Here is a 12,153-nt window from a genome sequence, read left to right on the forward strand (position 1 = left end):
GTGCGGACACGCCCGCGCTGGGTTGCGACGCACGGTCGAAAGGGGAACGGCGTGTCGACGCCGCTGAAAATCGTCAGCAGCACCGGGGAAGTGATCATAACAGGCGACCGGCCTTTTGTGGTGGGCCGGGGAAAGGGCTCCGACCTGGTGTTGATAGATCGCCAGGTCTCGCGCCGGCACGTGGTGATCACACGCACCGATACCGAGTGGACCGCACAGGACGTCAGCTCCTACGGGACCTGGGTGGATGGACAACGGGTCAAGCAGGTTGCCGTGCAGGGAGAGATACGGCTCCGGCTCGGCGCGCCCGACGGCCCCGAGCTCGCGGTTCTGCCCGTCCTGCCGGACATACCACTCCCACCGGACATACCGAGCATCACGGAACCACCGAAGTTCGATCCGCGCTCGGAGATGTCGACAGTCTGGCGCAGCAGCCCCGAGTACGAACGCGACCGGCAGACGACCGCCACGGGACCCGACGGCGCGGCGCGGCTGGAACGCGAACACGGCCGGCGGAACACCTATCCGCTGCGCCGGGGGACGATGTCGATAGGACGGTCCAACGACAACGACATCGTCGTGGCGGACCTGCTGGCCTCCCGGCGCCACGCCGAGATTTTCGTCGGCCAGAGCGGGGTACATGTCGTCGATCTCGACTCCGCGAACGGAACGTTCCTCAACGGACGGAAGATCAGCCGCGAGGCGGTCGCCCAGCGTGACATCATCGCCGTCGGGCATCATCTTTTCCAGCTCGAAGGCGAGACCCTGGTCGAATACCTCGACTCCGGGGACGTCACCTTCGAGGCCGACGGCCTCAATGTCTTCGTCAAGGACATGCAGATCATGCATGACGTGAGCTTCCGGCTGCCCGGCCGGGCGCTGCTGGCCGTCATCGGCCCCAGTGGCTCGGGCAAGTCCACCCTGCTGAACGCGCTGACCGGTTTCCGGCCGGCCGACAAAGGCGCCGTCCGCTATGCCGGCCGGGACATGTACGCTGAATACGGCGAACTGCGCCGACGAATCGGGCATGTGCCGCAGGACGATCTTCTCCACACCACGCTGACGGTCCGCAAGGCGCTGGAATACGGCGCGCGGCTGCGCTTCCCCCCGGACACCACAAAGGAGGAGCGCCGGGAACGGGTCGACGAGGTTCTCCACGAGCTGGGCCTCCAGGAGCGCGCGGATGTCCCCGTGCGGAATCTGTCCGGCGGGCAGCGCAAACGCACCAGTGTGGCGCTGGAACTACTGACCAGACCAACACTGCTGTTTCTGGACGAGCCCACCTCCGGCCTCGATCCCGGCATGGACCAGAACGTGATGGGCGCCCTGCGGACGCTGGCCGACGATGGCCGGACCATCGTGGTGGTGACCCACAGTGTCGCACAGCTCGATATCTGCGACTACATTCTTGTCCTCGCCAAGGGCGGGCGTACCGCTTACTTCGGCCCGCCGGGAAACGCGCTCACGTTCCTCGAGAAGGACTCCTGGCCGGACGTCTTCCAGATGTTGGAAAGCGCGGTACCAACCGAGCTGGCGGACCGGTTCCGGCACTCCGAGTACTTCGTCCCGGCGTCGGTCACCGCACCGCCCGCGCGCCCGACACCAGCGGCGCTGCCGAGCGCGCGGCAGCAGTCCGTCTTCTCGCAGATAGCGACGCTGAGCCGCCGCCAGCTGAGCGTCATCGCCTCGGACCGGTCCTATCTCTGGCTGATCGCGGCATTTCCGTTCCTGCTGGGCATACTGCCCCGGGTCGGACCGGCACCACACCGCCTGGACCCGTTACCCAACGGCATACCGAACGTCGATGCGCAGATGCTGCTCATCGTGGTCGTGCTCTGCGCCTGTTTCATGGGAATGGCAAACTCAATCCGGGAGATCGTCAAGGAGAAGGCAATCTACCGGCGGGAACGCGCCATCGGCCTGTCGATCACCGCATACCTCGGGTCGAAGATCGTTGTTCTCGTCATCATAACCGCCCTGCAGAGCATTGTTTTCGCCATCATAGGAATGACCAACCGCACGCCGCGCCAGGCGGTCGTGCTCAGTTCCCCCATGCTGGAGGTCATCCTGGCGGTGGCCATGATCTCGATATCGTCCGCGATGCTCGGCCTGGCGATTTCCGCCTGGGTCGACAACGCGGACAAGACCATGCCGCTGCTGGTGATGACCACCATGTCACAGGTCGTCTTCAGCGGCGGGCTCGTCCCGCTGGAAGGCAAACTGGGCCTGCAACAGATCGGCTATCTCATGCCGGCCCGCTGGGGCTACGCGGCGATCGCGTCCTCGGCGGACCTCAATGATGTGGTGAAACTCGGCAACGTGCCCTTCTCCCGCGGCCCGGTCGATCCGCTGTGGGTGCATGCCGCGCACATCTACCTCACGGACATCGTGGCGGGCTTCGCTGTCGGCTGTCTGGCCGTGGCCGCCTGCGCGCTGTTACTACGGCGTCTCGATCCCAAGGCGGGCACGCGCCGGGGCAAGCTGACCAGCGGAAGAAAGACTTCGTGATCCATGGGCTACCCAACCGTCCGCGGCCTCGCGCGCACATGCCATCCAGAGCCCTCCGCCGCGGTCACGCTGATCGCCGCCGCCCTCGCGGCCTCCTCCGGGCGGTCGGTGGCAGGTGTCGTCGCGGTGGCCCTCGCCGTGGGCACCGGCCAGCTGTCGATCGGATGGAGTAACGACTACTTCGACCGTGCCCAAGACTCGTCCAGCGGACGGGAGGACAAGCCGGTGGCGCTCGGCGCCCTGCCAGCCCGGACGGTGGGCGTTGCCGCGCTGGTCAGTCTGCTGGCGTGCGTACCGCTGTCCCTGCTGTCCGGGTGGCGGGCGGCCACCGCGCACCTGATCGCGGTCGCCCTGGCCTGGCTGTACAACATGGGGGTGAAGGGCACGGCGGCGTCGCTGATCCCGTTCGCCGTCGCCTATGCGCTCCTGCCCGCCTTCATCGTCCTCGGGCTGCCGGGCCATCCGCGGCCCGCCTGGTGGCTGCTGCTCGCCGGTGCCCTGCTGGGCTGCGGGGGGCACTTTGCCAACGTTCTGCCCGACCTCGCCGAGGACCTGCGCGCCGGTATGCGCGGCGTGCCGCACCGGGTCGGGGCGCGCTGGTCGTTGTGGCTGGCCGTGGCGCTGCTCGCCGCCGCGTCCGTGGTAATCGCTTTCGGCCCGGGGTCATCGGTCGGTCCGGCGGCGATCGCGGGGCTCGCCGTGACCGGGGCCGCCGTCGCCGCGGTACTGGTGAGCGTGCCGGTACGGCATCCCGGGCCAGTGACCGCTGGCGCATCCGCCGAACCGGACCAGCGGGATCTTCAGGGAACAGCAGAAGAATTCGGCAAATCGGGAGAATCCGACCAGAATGATTCGCGGCCGATCGGACGCGGAGCTTTTCGGGTCGTCCTCGCGGTCGCGCTCATCGATGTGGCGTTGCTGGTGGCAGCCGGGCCCAATCTGGTCTGAACACGCCTGAATGCACCCGAACGCACCTGAACACGTCAATGCGGAAACCAGCGACCAACCCGAGCCCAGCATGGTTCGCATGTCAAGCCCCGGTACGCATAATATCGGCGGCATACGGTGACTTATAACAGACATGACGAAATCGTCATCGAGTCAACGTCGCCGGCTCACCATGCGCATTATAAGGCGGACACGCAGAGAGCGTTGATCGACATCGGCTGGCAAAGGCGGTGTCCGGACTGGTCCGTCACACCCGTCCGAAGCCACTTTCGCCAGCCCAGGCGTCCGGGTTCCGCACGCCGTCGACGGACGACCTCTACTTTGTTCTCGGTGTATGGAGGGGTAACGCCGGATGTCCAGCCAAGCACAAACAAACGCGAGTGCCATCGTCGGGCCGAAACCGCCGGCGTCCCTGCCGCGAACGGCCCGGCCACCACGGCAGCGGCAGCAGGCCGCGCCGGAAGCCACGGGCACCAACCGGATGCACACGGCGGTACTCACCGGGCAGGGCATGGCGTTCCCGCCGGCAATGGACCAACAAGCGTTGTGGGACGATGTGTTCACTCGTCGTTACAACGGAAACCGGACCGCGCGAAGGATTTTCCTCGGCTGCGGCGTGAGCACCCGCCATGGCGCGGTCGATCCCCGGACGGAGGATGTCAGCGCGTGGACCACCGGTGCCCGGATGCGCCGGTACGTCACCGCGGCACATCCGCTGGGCCGGGAGGCGGTCGTCGGCGCGCTCACCGACGCCGGCCTGCATCCCGCTGACGTCGGCCTGTTCGTCGTGGTCTCCTGCACCGGCTACGCGACCCCAGGGCTCGACATCACGTTGGCCACCGAGCTCGGGATGCCAGCCAGCACCCAGCGGCTCCTCATCGGCCACATGGGCTGTTACGCGGCGCTGCCCGCGCTGTCGACCGCCACCGACTACGTGCGTACGCGGGGACGGCCCGCGGTGGTCCTGTGCATCGAGCTGCCGTCGCTGCACGTACAGCCGTTCGCGCCCGGGGCGGAGAACGATGTCGAGCAGATCGTCGCGCACGCGCTGTTCGGGGACGCCGCCTGCGCCCTGGTGCTGGAACCGGATGTCTCCGGTGGGCTGGAGGTCATCGACACCGAGGCTGTCACCGACCCCTCGTCGGCGTCGCTGATGACCTGGACGGTCACCGACCACGGCTTCCGGATGAGCCTGTCGGCAAAGGTGCCCGACAGGCTGGCGCTGCACGTCGAGAAGACGACCGAGGAACTGCTCGGCCGGCACGGACTCGGCGTCGAGGACATCGCGGGATGGGCGATACACCCCGGTGGGCCACGCATCGTGAGTGTGGTCGCGGAGAAACTCGGGTTACGCGCCGACCAGACCGCCGCAACCCACGAGATCCTTGACATCCGCGGCAACTGCTCGTCGGCGACAGTTCCGCTGGTTCTCCAGCTGATCCGGCGCAAGGGGCAGCTACGCCCCGGCGACCCCGTGGTGGCGATGGCCTTCGGCCCAGGCCTGACTCTGTGGAACGTGCTGCTGAAAGCACGGTAAACGCCTGCCCGGGATGCCTGCGCGAGTTCAAACGGTCGTAGCGACGCTCCGATAGGATGATCTCGGTAGTGTCGACAGACTGGACGGTAGCTGGCTTCGCACGAGCTGTTGAAGATCGAGGAGCGGGAGACTGTCTCCCGGGAACTGAGCCGGCACAAGTCGGCGCGGTATATCGGGCAGCTACTCGGCCGGCACCACTCAACAATATCTCGGGAGATCGACCGTAACGGCGGCGCGACGGCATATCGTGCGGTCGAGGAACCCCGGGAAGCCGCCATGACCGAGTCCCGGGTGGAGGAGATCGTCCGACGGGTCCTCCGCGAGTCGGCCTGAGCACACCCTCCGACATCACGGTGTGGCGACGGAGCGATCCGTCAGCCAGGGACGTTCGCCATCAGGCCGTTGAGGTAGAGCGACTCTGAACATGTCGAGGGCGGAGGCATGTCTGGTGGGGTACCGGCCTTGCGGCAGGTTACTGTCATGGTCACCCGGCCTTTGGCCGGTACCCGGATCGGTGTGACCGAGTGGTAGTCTTGGTCGCGGAAGTTTTCCAGCGCGTACGGGATCACTTTCTCGCCGTTGGCGCTCACGGTCAGCGTGCCTTCGTCACCCTGCGGGTTGGCGACGAGGTAGTCGGTGAGTAGGAAGATCTTGCCGTCGGGTATGACAAATTCCCCCTCGGCTAAGCCGCCAACCTTGGTCCGGAGTGGAATAGATTTTGCCACCTGCTCCGCGCCATCGGTGAGCTGCGCGTTGCCGATACCCTTCGAGGGAGTACCTGACGTCGGTTCGGACGATGGCTTCGATGCTGGTGGCGGTGGTGGTGCACCGCCCTGTGACTGCTGTCGGTCCACCGCGGCTTGGGCCGCCTGGTTTGCGGCCTGCTGGACCTTGCCATCAGCCGCTTCCCGGGCGGCCGAGCGCACTGTCGGCCGGAGTAGGCCGAACCACAGCGCGATCAGCGCCAGCAACAGTGCCAACAGCAACGCTAGCAGTTTGAGCAGCCATGCGGACAGGACCGGCCGCTGGATGAACGTACCGCTGAGAGTGACGACGGCATCGTCCTCGCCCCTGACCTGGGTCTGGAACGGCATGCGCCGGGGCTCGCCGCGCCACAGCAGCCGCTTGGCCCGCGCCACGACGACCCCGTCGGACAGCCCGCCCGGATCCAAGACCGCCGTAGCCGGCCGGAGCGCGAGCTTGAGCTGCTCAGCACTGTCGCTGGCGCTGAAATCGAGGTCCTCGCTCCGGTTGCCGCGGTTCTCCGTCTCGAGGCGGTACCGGGCCCGGCGGCGACCGGAGTGCACCTGAGGCCGCAGATCCGCCGAGAGCTGTGAGAACGGCAGGATGGTGAGGGTGCCTTCCTCGACGGATGCGTCGGGGTGTTCCGATGGGATCACACGGATCCCGAACGGCATGTCGCCAGCCGGGACCTGTGACGAGCGCGGGGGCCGGAAGGTGATCGTCACCGTCTCCGCTGTACCCGGGTACAGCGACAGCGTTGGCGGATCGATGCTCGCCCACTCCGCCGGTACACCGACGATGTCGAACCGGTACGCCTCGACGATGTCGACCGTGTTACGGACGATGATCGAAACGTGTGCCTCACCACCGGGCATGACGGCGACCGAGAGGCGAGCCAGACTGGCCGATGCGCTCATGCCGGTCGACGGTAGGCGCCCGCAGCCCCACCGCCACCTGCCGTGGGGGAACCGTCATGGGCGGACTTATTGCCCGATTGGTCCCTATTACGTGCACGCGAAGCGTGTCCCGGCACAGTATGGCCGGTGTGTGCCCGATCGGGCACACACCGGCAGACGGTCGGCCCGACCTGCGGATCTCGACGCGTCAGTGACATGTGGAACAGGTGCCCTTGAAGGCACTGCCGATGGGAGGCCTACAGATGGATCGTGTGCCGATCTGCGTCCATGCCGAAGACGTGATCTCACGGCTGGGCATGGTGAGCCAGATCCGCACCCGCCCGGAACTTCTCGTACTCGAACCTGGAGAGGAGCACAACGCCGCCGTTGTGCTGGTCGTCACGGACAGCCTCGACGACGAGGCCGCTCGCGCGCTGCGCCGGCTGCACCGGATGGTCTCGGCGAAGCTCGTGCTCGTCCCGGCGAAGATCGATGAAGCTGATCTGTCCACGGTGGTCGAGTGCGGGGTTGTCGGCGTTGTCCGCCGCGGCGAGGCGACCCCTGAGCGGCTTGTCGATGCGATCTCCTCGGCGGTACGGGGAGAAGGTGCGCTGCCCGCCGATCTGCTGGGCCGGTTACTGGACCAGATGGGTCGGTTGCAGCGTCAGGTGCTCACTCCGCGGGGCCTGACGTTACTTGGCCTGACCGCTCGCGAGATCGAAGTGTTGCGTCTGGTGGCGGACGGCTTCGAGAACCGCGAGATCGCCGGCAAGCTGTCGTATTCCGAGCGCACGGTCAAAAATGTGTTGCACGACGTCACCACCCGGTTGCAACTGCGTAACCGCACGCACGCGGTAGCGTACGCGCTGCGCCACGGCCTGCTCTGACAGCGCTCCGGTCGGGTTGCCCGAATGGACAACCCGACATGCCCGGGGCTGTGCCCGTCCGGCCGCTGATGCGTCGGCCGGGCACGCCCAGAATCCAGCATGAACGGGCCCGCGCGTGGCCCGCCGGTCGTCGTTTCGGCACAGACGCCGACATCGTGCCGCACAGTCGTCCCCATCCCGCCGCATGCCTGTCGAGGTCCGGTTGCGACGCAAGACCCGAATGCCCACCGTGGCGGCCGCAGTGACGTCGGTCGCGCTCCTCGTCTCCGGCTTGGCCGCGTCCGCAGCCCCCTCGGATGGCCCGTTGGAGGTTCCGCCCGTACCGCACACGGCGCCTGTCGCCGAGGAACGCATCGCGTACGCTGGGACCCAGCACCGCAGTCTCGGCATGGTTGGTGTTCAGGGCTCGGGGGCCGTGTCGGCGCCGTTCTTCCCGGTCGGCCCGGACCATTATGACGAGCAGGCGTCGGCCCGGGGGGACGCGGTGACCTGGGTGAGCCGGCGTGACACGGCCACCGGCGAGGTGTACCTGCGCCGTGGCGACGGGCCGGTGAGCCGGCTCACAACCAACACCTTCGCCGAGGAGCACCCGACCATCTCCCCGGACGGCACCCGCGTCGCGTTCGACTCCGGCGCCGGCCGCAACGGCGCAGGCCACGATGTCTTCGTGATCGGCGTGGACGGTACGGGGCTGTCCCGGGTCACCGATGGTGCCGGTGACAACACCTGGCCCACCTGGTCGCCTGACGGTGCGACCCTCGCGTTCGAAGGCCGCCGAGGCGGCGACACGCCGCAGGTGTACCGGATACCGGCTGCCGGCGGCAACGTCACCCAGGTGACCAACCAGCCCACGGGCGCTGGTCAACCGGCGTGGGACCCGAACCCGGCGCACGATCGCCTCGCGTACACGTGCGATCCACACAGCGACACCGACCAGAAGATCCACCTGTCGACGGCGGCCGGGACCGGGGACCGCCTGCTGCTGCCTGCGAACTGGCAGGGCCACGAACCAAGCTGGTCACCCGACGGCGAAACGCTGGCGTTCATGAGCCGTAGCCCACCAGCAGGAGGCGGACCGCTGGGCGACATCGACCTCGTCTACACCGCCGCACCCCGCGACAACCCCTGCGACTGCCAGGCGGAGCTCCGTCTCGCCGAGGACCGTCAGGTCAACCTGCCGACCTGGTACACGCCAACCGGCAGCCGTACGCCGTCGCTGCTGGTGACCCGGGACAGCGCCCCCGACCGGCACACCGTGACGTTGCAGGACATCCGCCCCGACGGCACCGATCCACGCGATCTGCGCCTGCCGATCCTGCGCGAGGATCCCAAGGCGGAACAGGACGCACGGTTCCTCTTCCAGCCGACCGACGGCGACCCGTGGACCGAGCGCCAGGTGTACTCGCCGGACGGGCGCCAGATCGCGGTCACCCGGTTCGAGACGGTCGCCGGCCGCCGGGTCGTACGCGTCTGGCTGGTCAACGCCGACGGCACCGCCCCGCGGCTGCTGCCGCTGGCCGACCGCGGACCCGGAGATATGGAGATCGATCCGGCGTGGTCACCGGACGGCAGCCGCATCGCTCTGGTGCGCACCACCTCCGGCGCCCGAGCACGGATCGTCGTGGCCGACGTGGCCACCGGTGACCTGCTGCTCCAGCTGCCGACACCGTCGGAATTCGCCGGGCTGGACGACACGCAGCCCGCCTGGTCACCCGATGGCGCCCTGCTGGCGTTCACCCGTGGCCGCTATACCGATGCCGCCAGCCGCACACACATCTGGACCGCGAACGCCGCCGACGGCCTCGACCAGCGCGACCTGACCAGCACGGTGTGCGGTACCGACTGCAACGTCGTCGACGACAGTGCCGCCTTCGCCCCGGACGGAGAGCGGCTCGCGTTCAACCGGGTCACCGACGGGCTGGTCCTGACCAATGTGGACGGTACGAACTGCCGGCTCCTCATGCCCGGGTCGGGCGCGTCCTGCGCGGCGCCGGTCCCTGCCCAGCCGGCCGGGCCGTTCCAACCCCGTGACGTGTCCTGGGCGCCGGATGGGCAGCGGCTCGTCTTCACCGCCCGCCGGGGGCGCGACGGCAACGCACCGGAGGCGTTGGATGTCTACGACGTCCGCACCGGCCATATCGAAGCGCTCACCCAGGACCTGCCCGGGCGGCAGAAGGAGCCGGCCTGGCAGCGGTCGGTCGACGTGTCCACGGCGCTGCTGACCCCACCGGCCGCCACGACGGTCGGCGGCCGGACGGCGTTCACGCTGTCGGTCACCGACCGCGGGCCCAGCCCCATGCCGGGGACCCGGCTCGACCTCACGGTGCCGTCCGGGCTGCAGGTCACCGGCCTGGTAACGGAGCAGGGCACCTGCACGCTCACGCCGACCAGCTGTGATCTGGAGGCCATCGGCGTCGGGCGGACGGTGACGGTGCGTGTCGAGCTGACCGGTGTGGCCACCGGTACGTTCCCGGTCAGCTGGTCGGTCGGCGGCGGGGTGACTGACGCCAATCCGGCCGACAACCGCGCCGGCACGCGGGTCGAGGTGATCGCCGCGGCACCGTCGGTGCCGGCCGACCCGTCGCTGACCGTGTCGGTCACGCCCACCCCGGCCTACGTCGGTGGAACCGCAACCGTGACCTACACGGTCCGCAACGCCGGTGGCCAGCCCGCGACCGGCCTGCGGCTGCGCCCGCAACTGCCGGCCGGTATCCCGGTGGCCGCCCCGGCGCCGGACTGCGCCGCGGACACCGGATGCCCGGTCCCTGACCTGGCACCTGGCGGTACGGCGAGCGTGACGATCGGACTGGCGCCGGACGCGGCCCTGTCCACGGCTGTGGCTGGCACGGTCACCACCACCGCTACCAACGCCGACCAGGCCAACGACACCGCCACGGCCCCGCTACGGGTCCTGCAGCCGCGTATCGTCGCGGTGCCGGCGATCGGTCCGCCCGGTTTCGTCACGTCAATACGCGGCACCGACTTCCCTCCCGGCGTATCGGTGAAGCTGGTCTGGGATGTCGGCATCACCGCGGCCGCGACGCCGACCGTACCCGGCCCGGACGGAAGGTTCATCGCGCAGCTTCTGGTCCTGCGCAAGGACCGCCTCGGGCCCCGGCTGGCGGTCGCGTCCGGCGCCGGCTTCTCCCCGGTGACCACGCCATACCGGGTGGTCCTGCCGGCGCAGCAGCCCCCGGGCCACGTCGACCGGCGGTGGTGACGCGATGATCCATGAGATAGACGAGGCCCTGCGCGGGCTCGTTAGTGACGAGGTGCTGGCCGGCAGCGGGGTGGAGGTGACCTTCGACGCGCCCACCAGGGAGTGGGCCGCCCGGCGCAACGCCCCGACGGTCAATCTGTTCCTGTACGACATCTGCGAGGACATGGCCCGGCGGCGGCAGGGCAGCATCACCGAGTACGACGAACAGGGCGTCACGGTGGCGCGGCATGACCCGCCGCGTTTCTACACCCTGTCGTACATAGTGACCGCGTGGACCAGCCGGACGCAGGATGAGCACCGGCTCCTGTCCGTCCTGCTCGCCAGCCTGATCCAGCAGGATGCCCTGCCGGCGGAGCGGCTGGCCGGCTCGCTCGCGGCGCTCGACCTGACCATTCCCATGACTATCGCCGTGCCCGTACCGGACCGGGCGCTCGCCGACGTGTGGAGTGCGCTCGGCGGCGAACTCAAACCCTCCCTGGATCTCGTCGTGGTCGCGCCGCTGTCAGCGAAGCGGGTGCTGGCCGACCCGGTGGTCGTTGACGGCATGCGGCTGCGGATCGCCGACTCCGACGGCGACCGCGAGGAGACCAGCGCGCTGCGTTACACCGACCCGGTCGCCGGAGGGAACATCACGGATGGCCAGGGCTCGGACACCCGCGACCCGGACTCCCGGGGGCCGCTGGCGACCGTCGGCACGCGCCGCACCCGGGGCACACCCCAGGACCGCCGCGACACTCATGACCCGGGCTTCCCGATCTCCGGCCGGCGGCGGTGACGGGCGCCGGTGTGCGCGCCGGCCCACACACGGCGCCCGACGCCGCGCCGGACCCGCTGCCCGACGCCGGGCAGAGCAGCCGGGCGTATCTGTTCGCCCGGCTCGGCCTGGTCGAGCAGCGGGTCCGGCGGGCCGTGGCCGCCCGCCGCCAGACCGATCCCGACCCCGACGACACCTTCCGGGGCCTGTATGTATCGGACGAGACCGCGTGGCGGCTGCTGGACGGCCCTGCGCTGGCCCCGCTCCCCGACGATGTCGACGCCGACCAGCTCACCGGCATCGAGGCGCTCGCTGACCGTGCTGGGCAGGACGGTGCCGAGCCGCGACTGCGCCGGCTCGCCCGCGACTTCGGCCTTGCCCCGCTCGACGTCGAACTGCTCCTGGTCGCCCTGCTCCCGGACCTCGACGCGCGGTTCGAGCGGCTGTACGGCTACCTCAACGACGATGTGACCCGGCAGCGGCCGACGACCGGCCTGGCGCTGGCACTGTGCGGGCTGTCCCCTGCCACAGCCGGGCCGCGGGGCCGCTTCGCCCCGTCCGCGCCGTTGCTGGCCGGTGGGCTGATGCGGGTCGAGGAGGAGGAGCGGCCGTGGCTGTCCCGGACGCTGCGGGTACCCGACCGGGTCACCAGCCACCTT

8 protein-coding genes and 1 pseudogene are annotated in these 12,153 nt (G+C 69.1%); 8 read left to right on the forward strand and 1 reads right to left on the reverse strand.

Annotated features, from left to right (window positions below):
* The first annotated feature begins 51 nt into the window (after positions 1-51).
* The 4 genes from MJ783_RS17520 (at position 52) to MJ783_RS17535 (ending at position 5,326) form a co-directional block, all read left to right on the forward strand.
* Positions 52-2,508, forward strand: a complete 2,457-nt coding sequence (locus MJ783_RS17520) for an ATP-binding cassette domain-containing protein (protein WP_239311639.1) — start codon at positions 52-54, stop codon at positions 2,506-2,508.
* A 3-nt stretch (positions 2,509-2,511) separates the two neighbouring features.
* Positions 2,512-3,456, forward strand: a complete 945-nt coding sequence (locus MJ783_RS17525) for a UbiA family prenyltransferase (protein WP_239311641.1) — start codon at positions 2,512-2,514, stop codon at positions 3,454-3,456.
* A 481-nt stretch (positions 3,457-3,937) separates the two neighbouring features.
* The gene (locus MJ783_RS17530) at positions 3,938-4,993 is read left to right on the forward strand and encodes a type III polyketide synthase (RefSeq protein WP_370651670.1); all 1,056 of its coding nucleotides are present in this window, start codon (positions 3,938-3,940) and stop codon (positions 4,991-4,993) included.
* Between the two features lie 108 nt (positions 4,994-5,101).
* Positions 5,102-5,326, forward strand: a complete 225-nt coding sequence (locus tag MJ783_RS17535) for a helix-turn-helix domain-containing protein (protein WP_239311645.1) — start codon at positions 5,102-5,104, stop codon at positions 5,324-5,326.
* Positions 5,327-5,367: 41 nt separating this feature from the next.
* Here MJ783_RS17535 and MJ783_RS17540 read toward each other — a convergent pair whose 3' ends face one another.
* Complete coding sequence (locus tag MJ783_RS17540; RefSeq protein WP_239311647.1) at positions 5,368-6,654, reverse strand: hypothetical protein; 1,287 nt, start codon at positions 6,652-6,654, stop codon at positions 5,368-5,370.
* A gap of 242 nt (positions 6,655-6,896) precedes the next feature.
* Here MJ783_RS17540 and MJ783_RS17545 point away from each other — a divergent pair, with 242 nt between their 5' ends.
* From MJ783_RS17545 to MJ783_RS17560, 4 genes and pseudogenes are all read left to right on the forward strand, one after another.
* The gene (locus MJ783_RS17545; RefSeq protein ID WP_239311649.1) at positions 6,897-7,520 is read left to right on the forward strand and encodes a response regulator transcription factor; all 624 of its coding nucleotides are present in this window, start codon (positions 6,897-6,899) and stop codon (positions 7,518-7,520) included.
* 220 nt (positions 7,521-7,740) lie between these two features.
* Positions 7,741-10,740, forward strand: coding sequence for a hypothetical protein (locus tag MJ783_RS17550; protein WP_370651669.1), 3,000 nt, complete (start codon positions 7,741-7,743; stop codon positions 10,738-10,740).
* 4 nt (positions 10,741-10,744) lie between these two features.
* The gene (locus tag MJ783_RS17555) at positions 10,745-11,515 is read left to right on the forward strand and encodes a DUF4255 domain-containing protein (RefSeq protein ID WP_239311653.1); all 771 of its coding nucleotides are present in this window, start codon (positions 10,745-10,747) and stop codon (positions 11,513-11,515) included.
* Positions 11,516-11,526: 11 nt separating this feature from the next.
* Positions 11,527-12,153, forward strand: a pseudogene (locus tag MJ783_RS17560) (ATP-binding protein); the annotation flags it as partial.

This window comes from Protofrankia sp. Cj3 (genome assembly GCF_917627355.1).
Lineage (GTDB): Bacteria > Actinomycetota > Actinomycetes > Frankiales > Frankiaceae > Protofrankia.

Bases quoted from the DNA above. Each gene is read 5' to 3' on its own strand.
- MJ783_RS17525 (WP_239311641.1), top strand. From the start codon at position 2,512: ATGGGCTACCCAACCGTCCGCGGCCTCGCGCGCACATGCCATCCAGAG.
- MJ783_RS17530 (WP_370651670.1), top strand. From the start codon at position 3,938: ATGCACACGGCGGTACTCACCGGGCAGGGCATGGCGTTCCCGCCGGCA.
- MJ783_RS17540 (WP_239311647.1), bottom strand. From the start codon at position 6,654: ATGAGCGCATCGGCCAGTCTGGCTCGCCTCTCGGTCGCCGTCATGCCC.
- MJ783_RS17545 (WP_239311649.1), top strand. From the start codon at position 6,897: ATGGATCGTGTGCCGATCTGCGTCCATGCCGAAGACGTGATCTCACGG.
- MJ783_RS17550 (WP_370651669.1), top strand. From the start codon at position 7,741: ATGCCCACCGTGGCGGCCGCAGTGACGTCGGTCGCGCTCCTCGTCTCC.
- MJ783_RS17555 (WP_239311653.1), top strand. From the start codon at position 10,745: ATGATCCATGAGATAGACGAGGCCCTGCGCGGGCTCGTTAGTGACGAG.